This window comes from Dyella kyungheensis (assembly GCF_016905005.1).
Lineage (GTDB): Bacteria > Pseudomonadota > Gammaproteobacteria > Xanthomonadales > Rhodanobacteraceae > Dyella > Dyella kyungheensis.
In genome coordinates, this window is sequence record NZ_JADIKC010000010.1 from 138,768 (window position 1) to 164,245 (window position 25,478).

General features: G+C 61.5%; 19 protein-coding genes. 10 read left to right on the top strand and 9 right to left on the bottom strand.

What is annotated here, in order from left to right; translation table 11 throughout:
* The first annotated feature begins 95 nt into the window (after positions 1 to 95).
* Together ISP20_RS19290 and ISP20_RS19295 are read left to right on the top strand one after the other, a co-directional pair.
* A complete protein-coding gene (locus ISP20_RS19290; RefSeq protein WP_204637761.1) occupies positions 96 to 737 on the top strand; it encodes a hypothetical protein in 642 nt (213 codons plus the stop codon).
* A 58-nt stretch (positions 738 to 795) separates the two neighbouring features.
* Entirely contained in the window at positions 796 to 1,542 is a 747-nt protein-coding gene (locus ISP20_RS19295; RefSeq protein WP_204637762.1) for a pteridine reductase, read from the top strand.
* Positions 1,543 to 1,573: 31 nt separating this feature from the next.
* Here the strand turns inward: ISP20_RS19295 and icmH are convergent, their stop codons facing one another.
* The 9 genes from icmH to tssB all read right to left on the bottom strand — a co-directional run bounded on the left by icmH (position 1,574) and on the right by tssB (position 11,383).
* Positions 1,574 to 2,398, bottom strand: a complete 825-nt coding sequence (gene icmH / locus ISP20_RS19300) for a type IVB secretion system protein IcmH/DotU (protein ID WP_204637763.1) — start codon at positions 2,396 to 2,398, stop codon at positions 1,574 to 1,576.
* A 1-nt stretch (position 2,399) separates the two neighbouring features.
* Positions 2,400 to 3,737 (bottom strand): type VI secretion system baseplate subunit TssK, encoded by a 1,338-nt coding sequence (gene tssK, locus ISP20_RS19305; RefSeq protein ID WP_204637764.1) that lies wholly within the window; start codon positions 3,735 to 3,737, stop codon positions 2,400 to 2,402.
* A complete protein-coding gene (gene tssJ / locus ISP20_RS19310) occupies positions 3,737 to 4,789 on the bottom strand; it encodes a type VI secretion system lipoprotein TssJ (RefSeq protein ID WP_204637765.1) in 1,053 nt (350 codons plus the stop codon). The genes tssK and tssJ overlap by 1 nt, the downstream gene beginning before the upstream one ends.
* Positions 4,786 to 6,129, bottom strand: a complete 1,344-nt coding sequence (gene tagH / locus ISP20_RS19315) for a type VI secretion system-associated FHA domain protein TagH (protein ID WP_204637766.1) — start codon at positions 6,127 to 6,129, stop codon at positions 4,786 to 4,788. Before tagH ends, tssJ begins: the two co-directional genes overlap by 4 nt.
* Entirely contained in the window at positions 6,126 to 7,139 is a 1,014-nt protein-coding gene (tssG, locus tag ISP20_RS19320) for a type VI secretion system baseplate subunit TssG (protein WP_239536168.1), read from the bottom strand. The genes tagH and tssG overlap by 4 nt, the downstream gene beginning before the upstream one ends.
* A complete protein-coding gene (gene tssF, locus ISP20_RS19325) occupies positions 7,109 to 8,875 on the bottom strand; it encodes a type VI secretion system baseplate subunit TssF (RefSeq protein WP_204637768.1) in 1,767 nt (588 codons plus the stop codon). The genes tssG and tssF overlap by 31 nt, the downstream gene beginning before the upstream one ends.
* Before the next feature lie 21 nt (positions 8,876 to 8,896).
* Positions 8,897 to 9,325: a type VI secretion system baseplate subunit TssE gene (gene tssE / locus ISP20_RS19330; RefSeq protein ID WP_204637769.1), complete on the bottom strand. Its 429-nt coding sequence runs from the start codon at positions 9,323 to 9,325 to the stop codon at positions 8,897 to 8,899.
* Positions 9,326 to 9,336: 11 nt separating this feature from the next.
* Positions 9,337 to 10,818, bottom strand: coding sequence for a type VI secretion system contractile sheath large subunit (gene tssC / locus ISP20_RS19335; protein ID WP_204637770.1), 1,482 nt, complete (start codon positions 10,816 to 10,818; stop codon positions 9,337 to 9,339).
* A gap of 61 nt (positions 10,819 to 10,879) precedes the next feature.
* Entirely contained in the window at positions 10,880 to 11,383 is a 504-nt protein-coding gene (gene tssB, locus ISP20_RS19340) for a type VI secretion system contractile sheath small subunit (RefSeq protein ID WP_204637771.1), read from the bottom strand.
* 375 nt (positions 11,384 to 11,758) lie between these two features.
* On the opposite strand from tssB, the gene tssH reads away from it, so the two are divergent.
* The 8 genes from tssH to tssM all read left to right on the top strand — a co-directional run bounded on the left by tssH (position 11,759) and on the right by tssM (position 25,441).
* Complete coding sequence (gene tssH, locus ISP20_RS19345; RefSeq protein WP_239536170.1) at positions 11,759 to 14,425, top strand: type VI secretion system ATPase TssH; 2,667 nt, start codon at positions 11,759 to 11,761, stop codon at positions 14,423 to 14,425.
* Between the two features lie 9 nt (positions 14,426 to 14,434).
* Positions 14,435 to 15,994 (top strand): sigma 54-interacting transcriptional regulator, encoded by a 1,560-nt coding sequence (locus tag ISP20_RS19350; protein ID WP_204637772.1) that lies wholly within the window; start codon positions 14,435 to 14,437, stop codon positions 15,992 to 15,994.
* On the top strand, positions 15,991 to 16,683 hold the full coding sequence (gene vasI, locus ISP20_RS19355) for a type VI secretion system-associated protein VasI (protein WP_204637773.1): 693 nt from the start codon (positions 15,991 to 15,993) through the stop codon (positions 16,681 to 16,683). The genes ISP20_RS19350 and vasI overlap by 4 nt, the downstream gene beginning before the upstream one ends.
* The gene (gene tssA, locus ISP20_RS19360; protein ID WP_204637774.1) at positions 16,671 to 18,125 is read left to right on the top strand and encodes a type VI secretion system protein TssA; all 1,455 of its coding nucleotides are present in this window, start codon (positions 16,671 to 16,673) and stop codon (positions 18,123 to 18,125) included. The genes vasI and tssA overlap by 13 nt, the downstream gene beginning before the upstream one ends.
* 11 nt (positions 18,126 to 18,136) lie before the next feature.
* A complete protein-coding gene (locus ISP20_RS19365) occupies positions 18,137 to 18,889 on the top strand; it encodes a DUF2931 family protein (protein ID WP_204637775.1) in 753 nt (250 codons plus the stop codon).
* Between the two features lie 61 nt (positions 18,890 to 18,950).
* The gene (locus ISP20_RS19370; RefSeq protein ID WP_204637776.1) at positions 18,951 to 20,984 is read left to right on the top strand and encodes a phospholipase effector Tle1 domain-containing protein; all 2,034 of its coding nucleotides are present in this window, start codon (positions 18,951 to 18,953) and stop codon (positions 20,982 to 20,984) included.
* A gap of 12 nt (positions 20,985 to 20,996) precedes the next feature.
* Positions 20,997 to 21,635: a DUF2931 family protein gene (locus ISP20_RS19375; protein ID WP_204637777.1), complete on the top strand. Its 639-nt coding sequence runs from the start codon at positions 20,997 to 20,999 to the stop codon at positions 21,633 to 21,635.
* 104 nt (positions 21,636 to 21,739) lie between these two features.
* Complete coding sequence (gene tssM / locus ISP20_RS19380) at positions 21,740 to 25,441, top strand: type VI secretion system membrane subunit TssM (RefSeq protein WP_204637778.1); 3,702 nt, start codon at positions 21,740 to 21,742, stop codon at positions 25,439 to 25,441.
* Positions 25,442 to 25,478 lie beyond the last annotated feature (37 nt).

Below are 25,478 nucleotides of genomic sequence, written 5' to 3' on the forward strand. Positions count from 1 at the left end.
CAGGCGCGACCGGGGCTGCAGGCTCAGCGGGATTTCACCCAGGCGGCCTAGACTGAGCTGGCGCGCGGCACCCGCCGCTCCAGCGAGCACGGCCCATGTCACCCTCTTCCGATCAGCTTCCGGCCGTCATCGCCGACCACGGCCGCGTGACCCAGGCCATCCTGGATTTCGTGAGCCAGATTCCGGACAGCCAGGTGCCCGGCGCCCGCGAACCCGAAAAGGAGGCCCGCCGCCTCGCCACCCGGGCACAGCAGCGCGCCGCCCTCACCGCGGGCTCGCTGGCGCTCCCGCCGGGGCCGTTGGGCTGGCTCACCGTGCTGCCGGAGGTCATCGCGATCTGGAAGATCCAGGCGCAGATGGTCAGCGACATTGCCGCCGCCTACGGCCAGCATTCGGAACTGGGCCGCGAGCAGATGCTGTGGTGCCTGTTCCGCCACACCGCCGCGCAAGCCTTCCGCGATCTGGTGGTGCGCGTGGGCGATCGCCTGCTGTTTCGCCGCGTCACCTTTGCCGTGGTCGAACGCGTGACCAAGACGATCGGCATCAAGGTGACCCAGCGTGCCGTCAGCAGCAGCCTCTCGCGCTGGATTCCGGTGGTGGGCGCGGTCGGCGTGGGCAGCTACGCCTACTACGACACCGGACAAGTGGCGCGTACCGCCATCGCCATGTTCAGCACGCCGTTCGCGACCGAGAGCGTCGACGAAGCGCCCGTCGAAACCACGGCCTCCCCGACGTGACGCCACGCGTGCTTTACGGCAAGCTCCCCGCTCGGCCGCGTCACGCAGGAGCCCACGCATGAATGCACGTCACGAGCGCCCCGTCGCGCTGATCACCGGCGCCGGAAAACGCGTGGGCGCGGTGATCGCCCGCTCCCTGCATGCGGCCGGCTATGACCTGGCCCTGCACCATCGTCACTCCGCCGCCGACGCGGAATTGCTGGCCGCCTCGCTGGAACGCCAGCGCAGCGACAGCACGTTCGTGTTGCAAGCCGAACTGGCCGAGCTGGAAGCGCTGCCGGGCATGGTGCAGCGTGTGCTCGCCCGTTTCGGCCGTCTCGATGCCCTGGTCAACAATGCTTCGGCGTTCTATCCCACACCGGTGGGCAGCGCGACCCTGGCACAGTGGAACGAACTCTTCGCCTCCAACGCGCAAGCACCGTTCTTTCTGGCGCAGGCGGCGACGCCCGCGTTACGCGAAGCACGTGGCGCCATCGTCAACCTGGTGGATATCTACGCGGAACGTCCGCTCGCCGATCATCCGATCTACTGCATGGCCAAAGCCGCGCTGGAAGCGATGACGCGCTCACTCGCACTGGATCTCGGCCCCGACGTACGCGTCAACGGCGTCGCCCCCGGCGCCGTGATGTGGCCGAGCGACGGCAAGCCGTACGACGACCAGCAGGCCATGCTCGCCCGCACCCCGCTGCAACGCGCGGGCTCACCGGAGGATGTCGCCGGCGCGGTGCTGTGGTTGCTGCGCGATGCCCCGTTCGTGACGGGGCAGATCATCCGCGTGGATGGCGGACGTACGCTTTCCGTGTGAAAAGCCACCGGAAGCGCCGTCTACAGCCGCGCTAGCGCTTGAGGATGGTATCCAGGGAGCGAAGCACTTCGCTGGTCGTTTGCTCCAGGCTCATGGCGTAGATGACATAGACCACCGCGAGCAGCGCGAGAACGCCGCACCAAGGCGCCCACCATGGCCACTGTCTTCCCACGTTATAGCGTCGACTGGCGACGTTGGCATGCGCATCGGTCAGCTGCTCCGGCGTTTCGCCACGCATATCGCGAAGCACCTCGTGCAGCTTCTTGATCAACCCTTGCAAGGCTTCGGCCTGGTTGTGTTGCAGACCGTACTTACCCTTGAAGCCGAGGCAAAGGCACAGGTACTTGAACTCGAGTACATCGCGGTATTTCTTGGGATCCGTTTGCATTCGCGAAAGCACGGTGAAGAACTTTTCGCCGCCCCAGGTCTCACTGTGATAGACGCTCAGCATCGAGCGTTCCGCCCAAAGCGAATGAGACCCCCAGCGCGTCTGCATGACGGCTTCATCGATAAACGTACACAAGGCGTAGCGATAGGCGAGCTGCGTAGCGCCGTCGTAGCCATGTTTTCGCACCTCCTCATCCATCGAGGCAATATGGTCGCGCACGGTACCGTACAGCTTGTCCACGCCGAGGAAGCTATCCATGCGGCGCAAGCCGATCACCAGACCGAACAAAGGCAGCGCCGCGTCGACCAACGGATTCAGTCCATGACCGCGCAGGGAGAAGCCAAGGTCAACGTCATCGTCGATGAAGCCAACGGTCTCGAATGCAATCTGCTTCTTCTGCGCCACCGTCGGAGCGGGCGACGACCGAAGAAAGCTGCCGTGGGGTTGAGCAGTGTTGGAGTTGTTCATGTCATTCGCTCCGGATGGCCCAGAACTGAAGCTCCAGCTCGGGGAAGTCACCAGCGATATGGAAGCCGAATCCCGCGGTGTCCCTCATCATCTGCCAGCTCGGATGCGTACGATCGAGCTGGAAATAAGTGAAGCCGGCGTGGAAGGGGAGATGACGCGGCGCCACCGGCAATGGACTCAGGGGGATGCCAGGCAGTTGCAGACCGACCAGCTCGCCTAGCTTTTCCATCGAAGCCACCTTCGCCTGCTGAGCAAACTGCTGCCGCAGCCTTTCCAGGGGCATGCGTGCACGTACGGCCAGGATAAAGTCGGCGCTGGATAGCAGGCCACGATCCTGCACTGCCGCGGTAAGGATGCCGTACTGCTGCTTGATGATCGGCAGCGACACCGCGCGCGGCTGAAGTACCGTGCTCAGAGCGCGGCGCAAGGTTTCCTCCAGCACGCGAAACGACAGCCGCGGATTGTCATGTTGGTAGGGAGGATATTCCTGCGGAAGTCGCCCTTCGTCGGTGAACGTCACCAGTTCGCCGCAGGCTTGGCTGAACGCGATATACAACTGTTCCGGATGAACGTGGCGAAGCCGCGATAGATGAATGAAATACGGATAGAGGCGGTTGAGTACCTGTAGCAGGTTGAAATCCGTCACGTCGGCAACGCCTGATTGCCCTGGTGAACCGATGCGCTCGGCGATGTTCTTCGCACGCTCGCGCATCAGGCCAGCCGTTTCGCCAAGGAAGCGCTTGAGCTGCGGGATGGCATTGAGCGAAAGCCCGGTCGGATAGAACGCCTCATCCAACACCAGGCTTCCGTCGGGACGCCGGTCGAGAATGCGGCATAGCGCGATGCCGGTGAACGCGCTACGGTCATCGCGCTCCAACGTCAACTGCAGATGGAGCGATGCCAGATCCATTGAGACATAGTCGCCCTCCTGGCTATGAGTATCCCTCACCTCCTCCGTACGCGCCGCGTAGCGCATGTTCGCGTAGGTCTCTGGCCATTGAACCTCGAGCACCCCATCCGAACGCAGCGGCAAAGTGAGATAGACCACTTGATTGGCCAGCGACGCATCGGTGATGGCCAATGGAACGGGCGGCGGCTGGTCGTTGGGAATGTCGAACACGCTGCCGTCCGGCATCACACCGCGGGCACGCACGATGGCGATCTTGCCGAAGCTCAGGTATTCCTGATTGAGTTCCAGTTCGCTCAGGCCATACAGATGTTCGCTGACCGTGCCGATGCGCTGGTTTGCGTAGTGCTCCAGCGCGCGCTGCTGCTGCTGGAAATGTTGGGGCTTGACGAACAAGCCCTCGCTCCAGATAACCAAGTTTTTCGACGTCATCACTTCTTCCTTGTCGGCTGGTGGTAGCTCTCGTCGACCAGTCCAACCTCGATGTCCTGGAAAACCACTAGCAGCGAGTACTTGAAGCCACCCGCTTCGATCCGCATGACCTGTTTCCAGCCGGCGCCGCGCTGATCATGGAAATTGGCCAGCACGGCGATATATCGCGCGTTCTTGTCGATCTTCGCGAAATCGACGAATTTGAACTGGCCGGGCTGCAGCACATAGTCGTCATCTTCGACATAGGTGCTACCGAGCGCCTTCTTGAGGTCTTTCAGCAGCAGGTCGTGATCGGCGTTGAGGAAAACCGAATCGTCTTTCAACTGCAGAATCTTGAAGGACACCGGCGTGGCGATACTGCGGTTATCCGGGGTTGCTTGGACCAAGGAGGTAAGGGCCGGGCTATCGGCGTACTGGCCTAGCGCGGGCGCCTTGGCGTTCTGGGCATCGGCGCTTGAGCTATCGTCGCCTGTCCTCAGCGGTACCGGTAAGCCATCCGCTGTGGCAGGCGGCTTTTGCCCAGCGGCAAAGGGAATGATCGGACTGGCTGCATGGAAGCCGATACCGAAGCCACCAACTGCGCCAAATGCGTAGGGCGCCAGCTCGCTGGAACGCGTCACGATGGCCGGCACAATCGACGGTTCGTCATTGCCATCTGAAGCGGACGCTACCTGGGCAACCGAGGTGCTGCCCGGCGCTGACGAAATCTGCAACGGGGCCTGCTCGCCCTTCTCGGAACCCGGCTCCTGCAGGTAGTCGAGCAAGGCCTTCATTTTCTCCGCCAGCTCGGCCTTGCTGCCGCCGCTCAGGTTGACCAGGTAGGGGCCTTCCTTGGCATGGGTGTCGACCGTCACGGCAGCCATCTCGGGAGTCTGCATGACAGGCTGGGCGGTGTCGGGCGACAACGCGTCTGGATTGGGGTTGACGTTCGGCGCTGCATAAAGGCTCAACGAGACCTGCGAGGGGGTCTCGGCATTCTTTCCCCTGGACGTTGCGCAGCCGGCCATGCTCAGGCCTGCCAGCAATACCAAAGTGACGTGATGGAGCCTCATTGCGCCTCCGCGCGGAGGGCGCGATCGTAGGTCTGCTCGAAAATCTCCCAGAAGAGTTTTTCAAAGCCCTGCTGTCGCGAAGAAGCCAGCTCGTTGAAATAGTGCGTGTACATCTGCCACGCCCAATCGTCTGCTTCTTCGGAGTGATGTGGGCGATAGCGCTGAAAACGCTGCATCAAGGTGTCCGGGGCGAAGGAACGAAGCAGCGCTTCCAAGCTCGCACCAATAGCCTGGACCACGGCGCCATGATGACGCCGAACCTGCTCAAGGCTCTCCTCCACCGCCGCCTTGGGCGAGAGATGCACCACGCTGCGCCCGCTTCCAAACAGTGCCTGGACGGTATCCTGGTAACTCAGCCCCAGGCGCAAGGGATTGTCTTCAATGGGTTGCAGCGTACGATTCAGCAACGCAAGCCGGTCATCGCCCCGTGGAGACGCGTTGTAGAGCGCCGTGAGGCCAACGATCGCAGCGTGCAATGCGGCACCACTCTCCAGCAGGAGACGGTACGCTGCCTGGCTATCCAGGCCGCCAGGCGACGTCTGTAGCCCTTCCAGCAGCGGGGCAAGCAACTGCCGCGGATCGCCTCCAGCCGATTGTTGTCCGGCAAGCCAACGCTGAGCCTGTGCCACTTCCGTGCTTGGGTTGGTCATTTGTCTCTCTCCAGGGATGGTGTTGGGGGCGCCGGACACCGCTTCGAAGCGCGTGGCGCCAAGATCGCGCTGGGACGTTGCGGTCACTAGGCCGTAGTGGGTGGTATCGAGCGGATCGCAGGCGGGCGACGCGTTCTCGCGGTCCGCCAGATCAAGCGCTACCAGCGGATCGAGCTCCTCCCGGCGATCGGGACCAACGGCCAGCGACTGAAAGGCTGCCGTGTCACCGGCCGAGCGCTCCCAGGGATTGGCAAGCGCAGCCATTCCTTCATCAGCATGCGCCACGGCCAGCTCATCTCCCTGAAAGAGCTCAGCGACGTCGTGCGTCATCTCATCGCCGGTTATCGAGTCCGTCTCGTGCATGTGCACGGTCAGTCGATAGGGACCGATCTGCAGCGTGTCGCCCTCGCCGACGCGGGCGCCGACACGGTGCCCCAAGGGCGCGTGAGAGCCGTTGATGTGCGTTTCGCCCGAACGATCGACCACGCAGAAATGGCCGCCTTCCTGGCAGATCTCGCAGTGGATGGGTTTGATGCGATCCAGGCGGTCCAGAAGAATCCAGTTGGCGCCTCGGCAGCCGATGGTGCCGCCCTCCCGGTCGAACCGATGACGTGGTGTGCTGCCGTACTGGAGTGCCTCAGGATTGCTGACGACCAGCGTGATGTAACGTGGAACGACAGGAACATTCATAAGCGCACCTTGATGCGGACGTACGATTGCTTGCGAAGGCCCTTCTGGTCGACGAAGCTGGTCCAGCCCAGATGGCTGCCCTGGTCCTTGCCGAGATTGAACGGCGGCACTTCTTCCTGGCGCAGGCCCAGTTCCAGGTCGTAGGCCGAGGGATCGCGCAAGAGGAATTCGATCAGTTTGCGCAATCGCTCGAAGTTCACGCCGCTGGGCAGGAATTCGCGGAAGCGCGATTGGTCCAGATCGGAAATGACGATGCTGAATTTGCTGTGCCGGGTTCGAACACGGCTCCCGATGACGAAATCGTCGCCCAACGTGCCACAACGCTTCCCCAGCGAAAGCCGCTGCTGCTCGGGAACATGCATGTATCGGTGTTCGAACTCCCTGATATGGACTGCCGGCACATCGAAACAGTGCGCGATGATGCCCCCCACGACGGAAGGCGACCGGCTCCGGCTGGCAATCAGGCCGGCGTAGCTGAGCAGGCGGCTCCACGGTATCGGCGTCGCGCCTCGGAGTTCCTCGTCGTTGAGGCCGATCAAAGCGAAGATGTAGCGGGAGAATCCGTCTCGCGCCTCGCGTTGAAAGCGCACGTAGTAGCGGTACTTGCGCCATGCCTGATGCAGTAACGTGAGCAGGCGGTGATTGAAGAAATCAAGGAAGGCTGGCCGAATACCCATGCCCTGGCCGTGCTCGTAGGCAAGGCGATCCAGGTAATAGCTGGGCAGCGGCGAGTCGGGTCCGTGCAAACCGAAGAAACTCGCCTGCACCCGATAGTTGCTGCGTGCACCGGCGGGCATGCGCTCAGCCAGCGTGATGTCCGATGCGGGAAAGCCTAGCCCCGCATAACTGCTGAGGCGGATGCGCTGGTGCTCGGGCTCGATGGCGTCGATCGACTCCAGATCGTCGCCGTGCAGGCCATGCAGTTGCTCGATAAGACGGAAGAAGTTGTGGTTCCTGGCGTCCTCAAGCAGGACATTGGCTAGATCTGCGGTTGCTTTCCGATCAGCCATGGCCATTGGTAGCGCTCGTTGTTGCTGGCGTTGAGTACGTCCAGCTGATGAAAGGAATTGATACTGGCGTACAGGGCAAAGAAATGGCTCAGCACGGTCGCGAACAGGTACAGGTCGCCCTCACAGAGAAAGGCAGCCTGGTCGAGTGTCAGCTGCGTTTTAAGACCGCGAATGGGCAGCCCCTTCATCAGCACATCGGCGGGCGTGGTCACCGCTTCGTGCACGCCGCTCAACCGCTTGCGTGTCGCGCGGGCATGTTGGATGTCATGCAGTGCGGCAAAGTCGTACGCTCGAACCACCGCCTTCAGTGGCTCGGCCGATAGCAACGACAGATAGTTGAGGGACAGATTGGATACCAGCGTCCATAGCAGACTGCCATCCAGCACAGGTCGATAGGACGGCGTAGGCCGAATGATGTTTCGATAAGCGGCATACATCGGCGTGGTCTGCGTGGGCATGCATATGTCGCCGACACCCAGCGCCAGCGGAAGATCGCGGTTGGTGCAAGTGAGCGCCAGCGACACCGTTTCGCCCTGACCGATGAACGCTGTTTCATCGCCGCGGACGAAGGCGATGCGGTGATGGATGCCGGCATCGGTGAGGGATTGCTGGATGCGCGTTCGGTAGTAGAGGGACGTGCGGCCGTGCGCGTGCTCGATCTCGTGCTGTAACGACTCGAACGGATAGAACGTACGCAGGCGATCGCCTCGTTCGCCGTTCGGCTTGCGCTGGTGGCTGGCCACCTCGTCGATGCTGAAGATCTCACATGCATCGAGGCGGTGACCCGACGGAAGAAGCTGCTCGTCGATAGCTCGCCCTTCCAGCTGGATCGGCTCGGCGTCATGCGCGAACAGATTGACGGCAGGCGCGCAGTAAAGCGCGATGTCTCCTGTGCGAAGGCGTATGTTCGCCGGCATCGGACGCGAGAAATGAAATTCCAACCGTACCCGACTAGCTTTCCTGGCCGGCCATACGGAACGTAGCCGTTGAAGGCAGAAGAAGTGAAATCGCTGCGGGAAAATGAAGTATTCCTGCAGTATGCGATATCCGTCGAACACGTTCTTTGGATAGGGCAGCAACGCCTCTTCCGGGCTGAAGCCAGGAAATGAGACATGCTTGGCCGACAACTGGCGTATCTCGTCATCGACGACGAGGGTGACGCCGCCGAGATACTTGGCCAGCCAAAGGTAGAGCGTACGGGCCGTGGATTCGTCGCCGCTCAGGTGAAAGTCGAGTTGATCGCAGTCGAATGTATCGAGCGCATTGTCCGTCGTCGTGGACAATTCGATACGGACAATGGATTTTTCACGCGTATGCGCGTCACTCACTTCGTGCAGTCGGAACGGGTAAAGCACCACGTCGGTGCAAGTACGAAACTCGCATTGCACGCCTTCCACGGGGCGCGACAACATGCGCGCTCCCTTGGGTATCACCTGCCGTTGCGTGATGGCGTGATCCACCGGCTCGAAGCACATGATGGTGCTGCTCGGCAGCGGACGAAGGTAGTTCGGCCACAGCAGCTGCAGCAGCGTGTGGGTCAGTTCCGGAAAGTCGTCCTCGATCTTCAGCCGCAGCTTGGCTGTCAGGAACGCAAAGCCCTCGAGCAAGCGCTCGACATCGGGGTCGGCTGCCTCTTCGCCGAGGAATCGCGCCAGTTGCGGATTGTCCTTGGAGAATTCACGGCCGAGCCGGCGAAGATAATCCATTTCTTCGCGGAACTTGTGTCGCAGCGACATGGGTTGATTCTTTCCTTGACGCTAAGTGACGCGTGCCGACTGATCCTGATGGCGGATGAGAAGGTCAATCTCCAACTTCTCCTCCACGTTCTGAATGGGTACCAGGCAATCCAGCCTGAAATGAAGATCCAAGGGCTGCTCCGGGTCCGGAGTCGCCCTTACCCCGAGTACATGCACCCGAGGCTCATATGCCGCAATCAAGCGTTCGATATCCCTACGGACACGAACCACCAGGTCAGCGCTGCCGACAGCAGCGTCGTTGAAATCACTCAAACCGAGATCGGGGCTGCTCTGCGAGCAACCCTCACGCGTATTGAGCAACCACTGCAGGTGCTTCTTGATCGCCCCGATGCGCTCGGAGGCCATGTGCTGCCTGGAGCGAACCCGTAGAGGCAGGGCATCCGGTTCAAGTCGTTCGAACAGGCTTCCCTGTCCCCCTGACCTTGGCATGGCCGAGCCCCTTATTCGCGATCGAGACGACCCACCAGCGACAGTTCGAAGTTGGCACCCATGTACTTGAAGTGCGGACGAACCGCCATCGAGACCTGGTACCAGCCCGGATTCCCCGCCACGTCCTGAACTTCGATATGTGCGGCGCGAAGCGGACGCCGGCTACGCACATCGGACGACGGGTTCTCCTGGTCGGCGATGTATTGCTTGAGCCAGCTGTTGAGCTCGCGTTCGAGGTCCTGGCGTTCCTTCCAGCTGCCGATCTGCTCGCGCTGCAGCACCTTGATGTAGTGCGCCAGTCGATTGATGATGAACATGTAAGGCAGCTGCGTGCCCAGCTTGTAATTGGTCTGCGCCTGCTGGCCTTCGGCGGTCTTCGGAAAGATCTTTGGCTTCTGCACCGAATTGGCCGAGAAGAAGGCCGCGTTGTCACTGTCCTTGCGCATGGTGAGAGGAATGAAACCCTCCTCGGAAAGCTCGAACTCCTTGCGGTCGGATACCAGTACTTCGGTCGGAATCTTCGCCTGCAGCTGGCCCAGCGACTCATACATGTGCACGGGAAGGTCGTCCACCGCACCGCCGGACTGCGGACCAATGATGTTCGGACACCAGCGGTAATTGGCGAAGCTTTCCGTAATGCGGCTGGCCATCAGGAAGGCGGTATTGCCCCACAGATAGTTATCGTGGCTGCCCGACGTCGCCTCGCGATAGACGAAGCTGCGCGCGGGATTTTCCAGCGGATCGTAGGGCTGGCGCAGCAGGAACCGGGGCATGGTCAGGCCGAGATAGCGCGCATCTTCCGACTCGCGCAGACCGCGCCACTTCGCAAATCGCGGCCCTTCCAGAATGTCCTTCACCTCCTTGAGGTTGGGAAGATCCTGGAAGCTGTTGAGGTTCAGGAATTCCGGGCCCGCAGCCGAAATGAACGGCGCGTGCGCCATCGCGCCCACCGAGGCCACGTAGCTGAGCAGCTTGATGTCCGGCGCCGACGGTCCGAACGTGTAGTTGCCGATGATGCTGGCCACCGGCTGACCACCGAACTGGCCATAACCGGCGGTGTAGATATGCTTGTACAGGCCGCTGCGCGTGATGTCCGCCGAGCCCTCGAAATCCTCCAGCAACTCGTCCTTGGTGACGTGCAGGATCTCGATCTTGATGTTCTCGCGAAAGTCCGTGCGCTCCACCAGCAACCGCAAGCCGCGCCAGGCCGACTCCAGGTCCTGGAACGCCGACTGATGCAGGATGGTATCCATCTGCTGGCTGAGTTTGCGGTCCAACTCGGCGATCATCTGATCGACCAGTTGCTTGTTGACTGGTTGTTCGCGCTCGTCGGTCTTGAGCATCTCCGCGATGAAGGCTGCCACGCCGCGTTCGGCGACGGCATAGCCCTCATGGCTGGGTTCGATGCGGGTCTGGGCCATGATCTGGTCCAGCAGACCGTGTGCGGACGACGCGGGTGCCGCGACTTCAGCGGCTGTGTTCTTCTGTGCCATGGGTGTTCCTTATCGACGCAATGTGATGCGGTGGACGCGCTCCGTGATGGCGCACGTCCACTCAGGCCTTGGAGGGCTGCTCCAGCACCAGGTTGAGCTCACTGGCCAGCTTGGCGCGCGCTTTCTCGTCCGCTAGAAGCGTCTGCAACTGCTTGCGAAATGCAGGCACGTTGCCCAGGGGGCCCTTGAGTGCCACCAAAGCCTCGCGCAGTTCCAGCAACTTGCGCAGCTCGGGCACCTGCCTGGCGACCGCGTCCGGACCAAAGTCCTTCATCGACTTGAACTGCAGATCGACATTGAGCGTGTCGTCGTTCTCACCAAGCTTGGAAGGCACTTCCATCTTCAGGTTGAGGCGAGCTTCGGCCATCACGTCGTCGAACGTGTCCTTGTTGATCTCCACCGCCTGCCGGTCTTCCACGGCATCCGCCTCGGCATGACCCTTGAAGTCCCCGGTGACTAGAAGCTTAAGCGGCAGCTCGATCTCAGCCTTCTGATCGCCCGTAGCGGGCACGTACTTGATGTTGATGCGCTCCTGCGGCGCAACGGAACCGACTTTCTTGGCCATGGCACTTCCCAGATGACGTGACGGAACTCCCATCCCTAAGGCAGTGCTGCCTCGAGCTTCTTAGACAAGGCGTCAACGAGGGCGATCTGCGGGAGGGGTTAGACGGACGGACGGTAACGCGCGCGCGACAGGGTAGACAGTCGGATGTTGCCTTGCATGTATGTCGCCATGGGCTTTCAGGCTGTAAGTGAGCGCGAAGAATTCAGCTTTCCATGCGCGCACAGGCGCGGAAAGACGGCATTTCAGGAACATCGGAATCGCGAGCGAGATATCGCCTACAACGCGCCAGATAGAAACGGACACAGCCCGTTATTGGGGCCTATGGTTTCGTGAAGAAAGGCGTGATCTCTTTATAGAAGCCCCCCAAAGCCATCCATGCATCACTTCGACACGGTGGCCACGTCCACTCGGCAGGCTCTTGAGGGGATTGAACCAGGGACGGATGCCCATAGCATGCTCAGAATTGATCTATCGGCGCTCATCGAACGCCTTAATCCCACTTGCCGGCACGGACTGGAAGAAGCTGCCAGCCTCTGCATCAGCCAACGTGGCGCCGAGGTAACGGCTTCGCACCTGCTGTTCAAGCTATTGGACAATCCGCTCGGCGACGTTCGCCTGGTACTTCGGCATGCGGGCATCGAGGTCGAAGCCGCGCGACAGGCGCTGGCCGGTGCATTTCCCGAACAGGAAGGTGGCCACGATCAATACCCGGCATTCTCGCCCCTGCTGATCGAACTACTGCAAGAAGCATGGATGCTTGGATCGCTGGAACTTGGACAGGCTTCCCTCCGTGGCGGCTCGGTACTGCTGGCCGCATTGCTGAATCCCGCGCGTTATCTCCCGTTGGCCGCGATACGTACATTGGACGGCATCAATCGAGAGTCGTTACGCAAGCAGTTTTCCGTAGTGCTGGCCAACTCGGCCGAAACGCCTGAATCGACGGCGCCGTCTCCTGCAGTACAGGCCAGCGGTGCAGATACCGCGCTGACCAAGTATGGCCACGATGTCACGGCGCAGGCTCGTGAAGGGCGCATCGATCCCGTGCTGTGTCGCGATGAGGAGATCGATCTGATGATCGACATTCTCTCCCGACGTCGGAAAAACAATCCGATCGTGGTGGGCGATGCCGGCGTGGGCAAAAGTGCGGTCGTGGAAGGCCTCGCTTTGCGCATCGTGCAGGACCGCGTACCCGAAACGCTCCGATCCGTCGCACTGTGGTCGTTGGACCTCGGTGCGCTGCAGGCTGGCGCAGCTATCAAGGGTGAATTCGAGAAGCGCCTGAAAGCCGTCATCGATGAAGTCAAATCATCGACGCAACCGATCATCCTGTTCATCGATGAGGCCCACACCCTCATCGGCGCAGGCAACGCGGCCGGCGGCAGCGATGCCGCCAATCTGCTGAAGCCTGCGCTGGCACGCGGCGAACTGCGCACCATAGCCGCCACCACGTGGTCCGAATACAAGAAGTACTTCGAGAAGGATCCTGCCTTGTCCCGGCGCTTCCAGCTGGTGAAGCTCGAAGAGCCTACCCAGGAGCAAGCCGTCCATATCCTGCGAGGGCTTCGCCCCGTCTACGAAAAAGCCCATGGGGTGATGATCCGCGACGACTCCCTTCAGGCCGCTGCAACGCTATCGGCCCGATATCTGGCGGGCCGGCAGTTGCCAGACAAGGCCATCGACGTGCTCGATACCGCCTGCGCACGCGTGGCCACCGCGCTTGGCGAACCGCCTCGCCGGCTCTCGTCGCTGGAGCACGAACAGCTGCAGATCGATGCCGAGATGGAAATCCTTCATCGCGATCGCCGCTTTGGCCGACCGATGGACGGCAAGCGCCTGGAGGCAATCGAAGGCGAGCGCACCCGTATTGCAGAGCGCATCGAACGACTTCGCCAGGACTGGGCCCTGCAAAAGCAAAGCGTGGATGAATTGGTCGCGTTGCGCCGCAAACTGACGGATCTTCCCGATCAGCAGGATGCGTGCAACGACTCCCTCCCCATGCTTGCGGCCCATGTCGCCGAGCTGGCGGACTTGCAGCGGGACGGCGCATTGATCCATGCCGATGTCGGACCCGAGCAGATCGCGCAGGTGATCGCCGACTGGACGGGCATTCCGGCTAACGCCATGACCAGCGATCGCATGGAACGCCTCAACGCCCTGCCGACAGCGCTGCGCGAGCGCGTGAAGGGTCAGGACGACGCCATCGAGCGCGTATACAAGCACCTGCTAACGGCTTTGGCCGATTTGCGACGACCGGGAACGCCGCTAGGCGCGTTCCTCTTGGTCGGACCCAGTGGCGTAGGCAAGACCGAAACGGCCCTGGCACTCGCGGACGCGCTTTTTGGCGGCAAGCAATTCCTGACCACCATCAACATGTCCGAATACCAGGAGAAGCACACCGTCTCGCGCTTGCTGGGGGCTCCTCCCGGCTATGTGGGTTATGGCGAGGGCGGCCTGCTTACGGAAGCGATTCGGCAACGTCCCTATTCGGTCGTGCTGTTGGACGAAGTGGAGAAAGCGCACCCCGAGGTGCTCAACATCTTCTACCAGGCGTTCGACAAAGGGGAACTCGCCGATGGCGAAGGCCGGCTTATCGACTGCAAGAATATTCTGTTCTTTCTTACCTCCAATCTTGGCTTCGATCAGCAAGACGATGGCTTGAGCGACCTGGACGAAGACACCTTGCGTTCGCGCTTGGTGCATTTCTTCAAGCCGGCCTTGCTGGCACGCATGCAGGTGGTCCCCTACCGATACCTCGACGATGCAGTGCTTGCCGAGATCATTGATGCCCGCATCCAGCGCCTGGCAACTCAATTTGACGCGCGCTACAACGCCAGGCTCGTAGTGGCCACGAGTGCCACGGACGAATTGCGCGCTCGCTGCACACGCCACCAAAACGGTGCACGCATGCTGGATGCAAGCATCGACGGGGAGCTGCTGCCGCCCTTGTCACTCTCGGCTCTGCAGCGCCTGGCTTCGGGTCGCCCCTTCGGCCAAGCCATGCTTGACTGGAACGGCGCAGCCTTCACGGCAGTGCTCGATTGAGCTGACCCCATGGATTCTCTTGCCGTTGCCACTCTAGCCCGCGCCATGGCGGAGGCCATCGACCTTTATGCGCTTTCGCGCTGCTTCCTGGCTGAACTCGTCGCGGCGCATCCGCTGGCAAGCGCCTGCTGCTATCGGCGAAGCCTCGCCGAAGATCGATTGGTTCCGGTGGCCTGCACGCAAATATCGACGGATGCACTTCCGCTGCTCGACCTGGACGAATTGGAAAACCCCCTGGTCTATGCCTCGCGCTCAGCCAAGCCATGCTTCGTGGAGGATGTGACTCGTCTTGTAGACGTTGGCGCAGGCTTTGACGCGCTGAGAGAAAGCTGGTCCGCTGCACCTGCACTGCTGGTCGTGCCGTTGAAGAGCGCCGGAAAGTCCGTATCGGGCGTCGCGGCCTTGCTTGGAACCGCGGCGTCCCTGACCAGCTGGCGGCAGAGCCCGCTGTGGCAGCTGCTGCTGGCGGCGTATGAAAGCCTGTTCAGCCGCCTTGGCGACATGGCCGATGCGGAAGAAAGCATCCGCTATGAAACATCCGTTCGCCGGACTTTGGAACGCGACCGGAGCAAGTCACTCGCCAAACGGCTCGCGACGGAATTCATCGGCAACAGCGAGGCGGCTCGTCATATCCGGGAAGAGATGCTGCGCCTGGGCGAGTCCAGTCTTTCGGTGCTGATCACGGGAGAAACCGGCTCCGGCAAAGACCATGCGGCATGGCTCATTCACCAGGCATCGCCGCGGGAAGGGCCGTTTGTGCCAGTCAACTGCGCCGCCATTCCCAAGGACCTGATCGAAGCCGAGTTGTTCGGCAGCACACGCGGCGCGTATACCGGCGCCACGCAGGCACGGGCAGGACTGGTCGCCGAAGCGCATGGCGGCACGCTGTTCCTCGATGAGATCGGCGACATGCCGATGGCCATGCAGGGCACCTTGCTGCGTGTGCTCAATGAAAAGAAGTATCGGCCCGTGGGTGCTACCAAGGAACGCGAGTCGAACTTCCGTTTGATCTGCGCCACGCACCAACCGCTGCCACAACGCATTCGCGAAGGACTTTTTCGCGAGGACCTTCACTTCCGCATTCGCCAACGATGGCTGCATCTGCCACCTCTGCGTGAGCGTCCGGAGGACATCTCAGCCCTGGCCACGCATGTGCTTCTTCAATACAACCGCGACCACGGCCTGCACATCGGGGGATTCTCCGCCGCTGCGGCGAGCTGGCTAGGCCAGCAATCCTTCCCCGGCAACGTGCGCGAACTGCGCAGCCTCGTGCTCGCCGCAGCAGAGCGAACCCGCACGGGCAAGACCATCGCCATGGAAACCCTGCAAGCGCTGACCTCCGATGAAGATACGGGCGCCCATCAAGGCGACGACGGCTTGCAGCAACTGATGTCGCTCGACAGCCTGCCCGATGCCGTGGAGACCTTCGAACGCACCATGGTCAGCCAGCGCCTTCGACAACTCAACGGGTCACGTAGCCGCACCGCGCAGAGCCTTGGCATTCCCAAGCGAACGCTGGCCTACAAGTGCAGAAAATGGAAACTGGACCGGGACATGGACTTCCCATGAAAGCACGCTTCTTTGGGCTATCGGCCTCTATCTTCCTCCTGGCTGCTTGCAGTGCGCGCGAGAGCGACGCTGACAAGCGAAACACCGCCAGCACCCCGGACTGCACCGCTATTGCCTCCGCCGTCGAGCGGCTGGCTTGCTTCGATACCGTTGCGGGGACACCGGTACATCTGCCTGCAGCGGCCGCATCATCGGCTTCCAGTACGGATGCGATGATCCGATCGCCGATGCTTGACCTGGTACAGCGCAACGAGACTCCGCGCCGCGCCGGTGATCACCACTTCCTGCTGTCGCGCGCCCAGGAAGAAGGTTCGTACGGCACGCAGATCGTGATATCCGCACCTGCCTTGGGCAACACAGCGTCGCCCCCGGTGCTCGCCATCAGCTGCCTGTCCGGCATTTCGCGTATCCAGCTCATCGTTGGCCAGCCGATTGCCAACAATCGTGTGCGCATGCGCTTACTGATGGATGGCAAACCCATCGGCGATGCCGGCGTCTGGCAAACCCTGGATGGCGGCACCATCGTCGATGCCGGCCGTGGCCTCGTGGCTATCGATCTACTCAAGCGCATGGGTTCGGGAGAACGCCTTCGCCTGGAGAGCAACTACAGCCCGACGGATGGCTTGCTGTTCGACGCCAGCGGCTTGCATGAACTCATCGCAGAGCAGCGCGAGGCATGTCACTGGTGAAGGGATTCGCTCCGCTCGACATCGCCTCGCTGCTCGCCCCCATCAGCGCGCAGGCACCCGCAGGTCTCTTCGAGGAAGAAGACGATGCGTATCAGGCCATCGACCAGGAAATGGTCAAGCTGGGCGGTCTCAATGAGCAGCGCCTGGATTGGGCATGGGTCGATGACGCCTCGCGCCAGTATCTCGCCAACCAGTGCAAGCACTTCCGCATTGCCGGCCATTTGATGGCGGCCCAGCTGCGCACACGCCAATGGCGGGCGTGGATCGACGCTGGTGATTTGCTGGCTGGCATGTTGGAACACTACTGGCTCACTGGCTATCCCAAACCTGGCCCGGAAGGCCTCGGCGCCAAGCGGAAAACGGCCGCTCTTCTGATGGATCGGCTGTACGAGGGGCTGACAGCCCTCGACAGCGCCAATTTTGGCGAGGACTACCAGCAAGACGCCCACCGGGCATTCAAACAGCTGCAGCTTGCGGCGGCCGCCGCTCAACTCGACGCAACCACGCTCAGCCGGATAGAGGCGCGGCTGCGCTCCAAGGTGGAGGCATCGCGCCGTCCGGAGACGCCATCCTCCAGTACCTCGCCGTCACCCGGAAAGACCGGCGGCGCAGCCGTCAGCGAAGAGTTCTTCGTGCCGCCCAGCAACCTCAAACTGGGCGATGAGCGCGAGAACCGGCGCTCGTTGCTGGCCGTGGCGGAATTCATCACGCAGCAGGATGCCTACGACCCAACGGGCTACCAACTGCGCCGCTTCGCGCTCTGGGCGCATCTGAACGCCGCACCGCTTGCACGGCGCGAACAGCGCACCGAGCTGATGGGTGTTCCTTCGGACATCGCCCAGGGTTACCAGGACGCCTTGCGCCACAACAACGTCAACCCGGTATTGCTGCTGCGCGTGGAACGCAGCGTCGCGTCGTCGCCCTACTGGATACGCGGCAGCTACCTCGCGGCGAGCATCGCAGCGCGACTGGAAATGAAGGAAGTCGCCGCTGCCATCCGCCTTTCCAGCGAACGGTTTGTGCGTCGCGTTCCGATGCTCACCGAACTTTGCTTCGCCGACGGCCGCCCCTTTGTGGATGCCGAAACCATGGGTTGGCTGAGCGGCGCCGCCGATGGCACTACCCAATCAAGCCACGTGCAGGAGTACGGCAACCTGCGCGATGAACTGGTGGCCCAGCTGGACAACGAAGGTGTGGAAGTGGTGCTGCGCCGCCTGCAAGACCTTCAGACCGCTGCCAGCTCGGCACGCCAACGCAGCTACGCCACCGTCATCGCCGCCGATCTGCTGGCCTCGCGGGGCCTGACGTGGCTCGCCAACGACCTCTATGCCAGCGTTAGCCGCGCCATGCAGTGCACTACGGCCGAGCAGTGGGAGCCGGCGCTGTACGAGCACATCGAGAGGCAGCAGCCGGCGCAGATGCTCATCGGCCAGGCACGTTAGGAGTGGTGCTGATGAATTTCTTTTCGAATCGTTCCATCGAACTCAAGGTCCCGAACCGCGCGAGCGCGAATGAAACATCCGAGGTCGCCTTCGGTGGCGAGGAAGGTAGCGCAAAGAGGCGACGTCGCCGGCAAGCATGTCCGCTGGTGCTTTTCATGGTCCTGGGCCTTGCGGCCTGCGGTGACAGCACGACAGAGCGCATATCCGGTCCCTGTCCGCATTGGGCGATACGGGTGTATTCGCCCGACCACATGGAAACATGGATAGAAGCGCTCTACGTCAGGGACGATCACGACCGGTGGATGCAAATACCTCAAGGCATGGCTGGACAACTGCCACAGACGACCGGCTGGAGCGACCTCAAGGGCGGCGGCGGCGGGCCGCGATTCCTGGATGCAGGCGCACCGATGGAAATCTACGTGCGCTGGCAGTCATTGGTCGAGCCGCAAACGTACAACTGGCGCTTCACGGTGCCCGAGTCCATGCGCGAACTGCTGGTGAAGCGGGAGATGGGAAAGGTCTGGTACAAACCCCGGCCCGAAATGGCCTGCCGCAGCGACATCACGGTGGGCGTGGCTCCGGGCGGCCACGCCATTTTGTGGGTGGCTGGGAAGGGGCTTGCTCCCGTCGAAATTATGCGGGGTCACGCCACAGTCGAACCTTTAGGACCGGACCAAGGGCTCCACGAGGGACGCTACGTCCGCATCTCTGACGAGGCTAAGAAATACGTCGAGGCGCACGGCATCCCCTACGACAGCTGGTAACTACCTCCCTTTAATCCTTGGACGCCCCAAATCAAGCCATCCTTTTCACGGACGAAATGACATGTCCCATTCCAGCACTCCTCGGCGCAAAGGCATCACCTGCTGCAGCACCACCGATCATGGCGGTTTGGTGCTGGAAGGTTACGCCCTGGCGAACCACAAGGGGCACCGCGTGGCCGGCCTGGGGCATCGCGTGTATTGCCCCCAATGCAAAGGCATCTTTCCCATTGTGGAGTCGAGGAAGTCCTTCGCTGGCTATGCACCGGCGGTCGAAGGCATGCGCACGGCCTGCGGCGCCCGCTTGATCGGTATGTTCGATGACCTGTGGATCGATGATGACTCCGGCTTGGCGAACCTTGATGCGCCGCCCTCACATGCTGGCAACACGGGCGCAGCCGCACCGTCGCCGGCGGTGACGGGAGCAGACAGTGTTTCGCAGGAAACCTTGGAAGCTGCCCAGGATGTGCAGAGGGTTCACGTGACGCTACGCATCGGCGTTGGCTGCGATGGCACCGGCAATAACTTCAGCAATAGCGCTAAAGCGCTGGCGCTGTGTTCACCGGAAGCGCTGAAGCTCGACCCTGCCCTGCATCCGGACATCATCGAAGCCATGAAAGCGTCTTGCCGTAGCGATCACGGCATGGAGGGCGCCAGTTATGACGGTGGTGAAACCAATGTGCATCGGTTGTACAACCTGTACAAACTCACCCGCTCTCTCAGCGAGGCGGAGACGGTGCGCGATGATCGGCACTATGTCTATCGCAGCGTCTATGTCCAAGGCGTTGGCACACTCGAAGAACATCCGGACAGCCTCTATGCAAGCGGCATGGGTTACGGCGCCACCGGGGTGATTGCACGCGCCGAAGAAGCCATCAACAGCGTCGTAAAAGAGATACATGGGTTTGTTAGAGAGAACCCCGAGATCGTCATCGACGCTATTGAATTCGATCTTTGGGGTTTCAGTCGAGGTGCGGCGGTCGCTCGTCACCTGGCATGGCTGATTCTGCACGGCAAAGGCGACAACCTGATCACGCGCTCATTCGACGAAGTACCCCAAGGCGTGAGCGTGGGAGCCGCGGGATCCGGCCTGGGCGTTGCATGGACCGCGGGCCGGCCAAACACCGTCAGGCCGATGGACAGGGCGTTGGAAGGTGCGGGCCTTCCGTTGAAACGCGGATTCAGCAGCTCGGATCTCATGGTTTGCTTTATCGGCCTGTTCGATTGCGTGGCGGCCATCGGCAAGCCCAGCGATGCCCACAACGATCCGGTACATCTTGACCTGTCCGGCAAGAACATAGGCTGCGTGATACATCTGGCTGCGCGCGACGAATGCCGCCTGAACTTCGCCAGCAATCCGGTCAAACCCTACAACACTGTTCTGCTGCCCGGCGTCCACTCCGACCTCGGTGGCGGCTATGCCGAGCTCGGCTGGGAACACCTTGTCCTGGGCCAACCGGAGACCAGCAGCTGGCGCATCGATGACCGTTCGCCGCCCAGCACCACGCAAAGCGAGGCATGGCGCCGCGCCTTCACCCAGATGAGCGATTACGGCTGGTCGGAATACACGCTATTGGACAACGACGGCGCCGTAGGCGACTCGAGCACGGTCAATCAGCTCCGTATTGCCTGTTGGACCCGAACGGTGATGAAGCGCGGGGTGTGGGGAGGCGAGCCGCAACCGTGGCAGACGGTGACCGCCGCAGTAACACTGAAGCGGCAGGTGCGCGGCGAGTATCAGCTCGTCACTTTGCGCATCATGCACGCGTTGGCGGTTGAGGCGGGCGTTCCGTTCAAACCTATCCCTAACGATCCTGAGTTTGCATTGCCCGAAGAGCTGGTGCCCATCTATCGAAAGCTGCTGGCATACGCTCGGGCAGACGGCCGCGGCAAGAACGATCTCACTGGTGAAGAAGAACGCCTGTTGAGCCGGCGCTACATTCATCAATCGGCCAATTGGAATCCCATCGACTGGAAACCCGCATCCAGACCAGGCGACGACGACCCCGCACCCACCGCATTCGCGTCACCGTTTTTCGTGATGCGGCCAGCCCCGCACCGCAAGCGCAATGTGTTCGATCCACCCAGCGGCCATTGACGGAGCATACGCATGATCCCCCGCCTGCCAGCATTGCTGCTCGTATTTCTCGGTCTATCCGCTTGTGGCGACAGCAGGACAGATCGTATCTCCGGCCCCTGTCCACACTGGGCCATCACGACGGTCTCGCCCAGGCATATGGAGGCCTGGATCGAGACACTTTATGTCAAGGACAGCCACGGCAGTTGGTTGCACATCCCGCAAGGTGTGGTGGGAGAGTTGCCGGACACGGTGGGCTGGAGCGGTCTTCACTACGGCGGAGGCGGCCCGCAATTCCTCGATGCGGGCGCGCCGATGGAGATCTACGTGCGCTGGCAGTCCCTGGTCGAGCCGCAAACCTACAACTGGCGCTTCACGGTACCCGAATCCATGCGCCAAATGCTGCTGAAGCGGGAATTGGGCAAGGTCTGGTACAAGCCCCGACCCGAAATGGCCTGCCGCAGCGACATTACGGTGGGCGTGGCACCGGGAGGCCACGCCATCCTATGGGTCGATGGCCAGGGGCTTGCTTCCGTCGAAATAACGCGCGGCCAAGCCACCGTGGAGCCACTCGGACCAGGACAAGGCTGGGGGAAAGGTTACGCCTACCCGCCCTCAGAAGATGCCAAAAAATACGTCGAAGAACACGGCATCCCCTACGAAAGCTGGTAACACCTTTCGTCTGAGCAACGCTGGCTTCGTTACTTCGAAGCGAGTTCGCGCTCTTAGAAAGAAGATCAATTCAGGAAAGAAGCAGGACATCCAAGGACGTTCCTATGACTAACTATTTGGCCCCCATCAAACGCTACGGCCCCATCCTGTTGCGCCAATTAAAGAACGCGAGGCCTGCGCTCCTGCTGCTCGGCATCGTCTTTCTGTTGATCGCCATCTGGTGGCTGGGGCCGCAGTGGACATGGCACGAGAAGAAGCCGTTGGCCTCGCTATCGGCACGTGTTCTGCTGACGGTCTTGCTGCTGCTCATTCCCATACTCGTATGGGCGCTCGCACTACGTCGACGCAACAAAGCGTTTGAAGCCAAGGAGATGCAGGCGCAGGCCCGACTCGACGACAAGCGCATCAAATACATCGACGCGCAACAGCGGTCGCTGGACCACAGCCTTTCCGTGCTGAAAGCCAGCCTGATGGGCCGCCAGGGGCTGTACAAATTGCCGTGGTATCTGGTCCTGGGCATGGAGAAAGCTGGCAAGACCAGCTTCATCAATCGGTCCAACCAGAATTTCTATCTCACCGGCATGACCAAGGCAGCAAGCCAATCTTCACAGGCTGATCCCGATCTAGCCTTCACCATCGACTGGTGGATGGGTGATCAGGCCGTATTGATCGACATGCCCGGCGAACTGATCAGCCAGGCCGACAACGCTTCTGCGGACGTTCCTGCCAAGGTGGCCGACGCCGATGCCGATGCCGATACGGCGGCCACCGCTCCATCCATCCCGCCAGAAAAGAAGAACCAGCGCGAGCTTCCGTCCGGTGTGCGTCGTCGGCTCTGGGAGCACCTGATCGATTGGCTGGGCCGCAATCGCAGTCGCCGGCCGTTGAATGGCTTGGTCCTGGTGATCGATGTGGTCACCTTGCTCAACCAGAAGCCTAGTGATCGCGAAGCGCAAGCCATCCTCCTGCGAACGCGGTTGACCGAACTCGGCGGCCACCTTGGTACACGCCCGCCGATCTACGTTGTGTTGAGCAAACTCGACCAGATCGACGGTTTCGCCGCTTTCTTCTCCCGCTTACCTCGATCGGTCCGCGAGGACATCTTCGGATTTACCTTCACCCTCGATTCGGTAAAGAACTTCGATGCGTGGCTGGCAGAATTGTCCAGGCACTACACGGAGATGGTGGGTCGTCTCAACGAACGGATCTTCGATGCACTAAGCGAGCAAGCCGGCCTCGATCAGCGAGAGGGGTTGTTCTCGTTGACGCGCGAGCTCGAAGGCTTGTTGCCGATTGTGATGCGCTATCTTTCGAAGGTGCTCGGTAGTGATCGTTCCGGTGCGCCTGCGTTGCCGCGAGGCGTCTACTTCTCCTCGGTCTACCAGCAAGGGCTGCTCAACAACCCCTTTGTCAACGCTGCTTCCGAAGCCTTCGGAGTGGACGATACCGTATCCGCATCCCAGCCGGAGAACCGAGGCACCGTCTACTTCGCCCAGCAGCTATTCCAGCGCGTCATTTACCCGGAAGCGGGTTTGGCCGGCGACAACATCAAGGTATTGGGCGACAAGAAGCGCGCCCTGCTGATCAACCTGGGCGTAGCCGCACTGGGCGGCCTGCTCGTCGTGGCGGGTTGGCAGCACTACTACACGCTCAATCGCGATCTTGCGCGCAATGTGTTGGCAAAGAGTCGTGATTTCAGCGGCAAGAGTGTCGACAGTGCGGCCGATCCGACGGGCCGCAATCTGCTGGGTCCACTTGACCAGATTCGCGATGCCGTCACCGTCTACGGCGATTACCGCAATGCATGGCCGGTGTTGGCCGACATGGGGCTTTATCAGGGTCGCAAGATCGGCCCAAAAGTGGATGAAGCCTACTTGCAACTGCTCTCCCGTCGCTTTCTTCCTGAACTGGCCGGCGGTGTCGTCGCCACCATGAACGACTCGGACAAAGCCAATAACGACGACCTGGCGGCGCTGCGCGTCTACCGCATGATCGACGACCGAAAAAATCGACGTCCCCCCATTGTTGAAGACTGGATGGCCAAGTACTGGCAGCGGGCCTTCCCCGGTGACGGCCTGGTGCAGGACGACTTGATGCGCCACCTCGACTACGCCATGAAGTATGCCGACGCGGATCTACCTGAGTACCGGGAACGCATTACCGGCGTCCAGCAGACGCTACGCCAGATTCCGATGCCGCAGCGTGTCTACGCCACCATGCAGCAGCAAGCGGGCGAAGCGCTGCACGCGCCGCTGGACCTGCGCCACGAGATCGGTCCGGCGTTCGACATCGTCTATCGAACGAGCAGCACGGGCAACGCCGCAAACGAAAGCACCCGCATTGATGCGCTGCTCACGGCCAAAGGCTTCCGCGATTACTTCGAACCGCATAGCCGTGATCTCACCGATCTGGCGATGATCGATGAATGGACGCTCGGACAACGCGAGACCATCAACTATTCCGAAGCCGACAAACAGGCACTGGCCGGGTGCATCCGGACCATCTACACCGCTGACTATATCGCCCGCTGGCGGCAAGGAATCAACCAGTTGGATATCGTCGACTTTGCCGATATCGGGCAGGCGGTGGCAGTGCTCGAAAACGTCACGAGTTCCGCCGCCCCTCTGCGCCGACTAGCGGAAGTGGTTCGCGACAATACGGTCATCTATCCAACAGGCGACACCAAGGCCAAGGCCACCGACCCCACCATCGATCCGGCCACCCGTCAACAAGCATCGGACATCGCGCGATCCTTCGCGCCACTGACCGACCTGCTCGCCGCGCGTGGCGACAAGCCCTCGTACATGGATGAAGCCATGGGCGCCATCGCCAACGTGCGCGACGCCGTGAAGACCGTGCAAGACAGTCCGGACCGTGGCAGGGCAGCCTTGGCCATGGTGCTCGATCGCTTCGCGCTCAAGGGACAGGATCCGATTGGCATCCTGCAACGTGTAGCCGCTGGATTGCCGGAACCCCTGAACATCCAGACCAAGAAGCTTGCCGATGAATCCTCGCAGGTACTGCTGGTCGAAGCTCTGCGCGAACTCGAGCGTCGCTGGAATTCCGACGTCTACAGCTTCTACAGCGAACATTTGGCCAGCCGCTACCCGTTCAATCCCGCCAGCCAGGCCGATGCATCGCTGGAGGACTTCGAAGCACTGTTTGGTCCCCAGGGCCGTCTGCAGCAATTTCGCGAGAAGTACCTGAAGACCTTCTTCGAGGACAATCTCGATGCGCTCTATTCCGAGCGCCGTGGCGGCTACCTGGTGCGCACCGACGCGTTATCGCAACTCGAGGCGGCCAATCGCATCCGCGATGCCTTCTTCAACAATCGCAGCGCACTCGGTGTGCAGTTCAACGTCACCCCGCTTGGCCTGACGCCCAATCGCCGCAGCAGCGTGCTCGGCATCGAAGGCCAGCTGATCCCCTACGATCACGGTCCCAGCAACAGCATTGGCCTGATCTGGCCGAACAGCCTGGGCGACAGCACCGACAGCCGCATCACCCTCGTCAACGGAAGCGGCAACGGCAGCAGCCTGATCTTCCGCGGCCCGTGGTCGATGTTCCGCCTGTTGAGCCGCGCGCAATTGACCGGTGCATCGCCCACCAGCGTGGACCTCAGCTTCTCCGCCGACGACGGCGCCGCCATGCGCTACCGCATCACCTCCGAGAAGGCCAACAACCCGTTCACGCAACGCATCTTCAGCGGCTTCGCGCTGCCACGCACATTGCTGCGGGACGGTAGCGCGACGCCAGCGGGCCAGCCACCCGCCGCACCGACCAAGCGAGCAACGGCCGCAAGATAGACGCGATAACGTGACGATAAGAAAGGCCCGGCTTCCG

Excerpts from the sequence above, each read along its gene's own strand:
- ISP20_RS19290 (WP_204637761.1), top strand. The coding sequence starts at position 96 with ATGTCACCCTCTTCCGATCAGCTTCCGGCCGTCATCGCCGACCACGGC.
- ISP20_RS19295 (WP_204637762.1), top strand. The coding sequence starts at position 796 with ATGAATGCACGTCACGAGCGCCCCGTCGCGCTGATCACCGGCGCCGGA.
- tagH (WP_204637766.1), bottom strand. The coding sequence starts at position 6,129 with ATGAATGTTCCTGTCGTTCCACGTTACATCACGCTGGTCGTCAGCAAT.
- tssA (WP_204637774.1), top strand. The coding sequence starts at position 16,671 with ATGTCACTGGTGAAGGGATTCGCTCCGCTCGACATCGCCTCGCTGCTC.
- tssG (WP_239536168.1), bottom strand. The coding sequence starts at position 7,139 with ATGGCTGATCGGAAAGCAACCGCAGATCTAGCCAATGTCCTGCTTGAG.
- ISP20_RS19350 (WP_204637772.1), top strand. The coding sequence starts at position 14,435 with ATGGATTCTCTTGCCGTTGCCACTCTAGCCCGCGCCATGGCGGAGGCC.
- tssJ (WP_204637765.1), bottom strand. The coding sequence starts at position 4,789 with ATGAGGCTCCATCACGTCACTTTGGTATTGCTGGCAGGCCTGAGCATG.
- vasI (WP_204637773.1), top strand. The coding sequence starts at position 15,991 with ATGAAAGCACGCTTCTTTGGGCTATCGGCCTCTATCTTCCTCCTGGCT.
- tssC (WP_204637770.1), bottom strand. The coding sequence starts at position 10,818 with ATGGCACAGAAGAACACAGCCGCTGAAGTCGCGGCACCCGCGTCGTCC.
- icmH (WP_204637763.1), bottom strand. The coding sequence starts at position 2,398 with ATGAACAACTCCAACACTGCTCAACCCCACGGCAGCTTTCTTCGGTCG.
- ISP20_RS19365 (WP_204637775.1), top strand. The coding sequence starts at position 18,137 with ATGAATTTCTTTTCGAATCGTTCCATCGAACTCAAGGTCCCGAACCGC.
- tssF (WP_204637768.1), bottom strand. The coding sequence starts at position 8,875 with ATGTCGCTGCGACACAAGTTCCGCGAAGAAATGGATTATCTTCGCCGG.
- tssH (WP_239536170.1), top strand. The coding sequence starts at position 11,759 with ATGCATCACTTCGACACGGTGGCCACGTCCACTCGGCAGGCTCTTGAG.
- ISP20_RS19370 (WP_204637776.1), top strand. The coding sequence starts at position 18,951 with ATGTCCCATTCCAGCACTCCTCGGCGCAAAGGCATCACCTGCTGCAGC.
- tssE (WP_204637769.1), bottom strand. The coding sequence starts at position 9,325 with ATGCCAAGGTCAGGGGGACAGGGAAGCCTGTTCGAACGACTTGAACCG.
- ISP20_RS19375 (WP_204637777.1), top strand. The coding sequence starts at position 20,997 with ATGATCCCCCGCCTGCCAGCATTGCTGCTCGTATTTCTCGGTCTATCC.
- tssM (WP_204637778.1), top strand. The coding sequence starts at position 21,740 with ATGACTAACTATTTGGCCCCCATCAAACGCTACGGCCCCATCCTGTTG.
- tssK (WP_204637764.1), bottom strand. The coding sequence starts at position 3,737 with ATGACGTCGAAAAACTTGGTTATCTGGAGCGAGGGCTTGTTCGTCAAG.
- tssB (WP_204637771.1), bottom strand. The coding sequence starts at position 11,383 with ATGGCCAAGAAAGTCGGTTCCGTTGCGCCGCAGGAGCGCATCAACATC.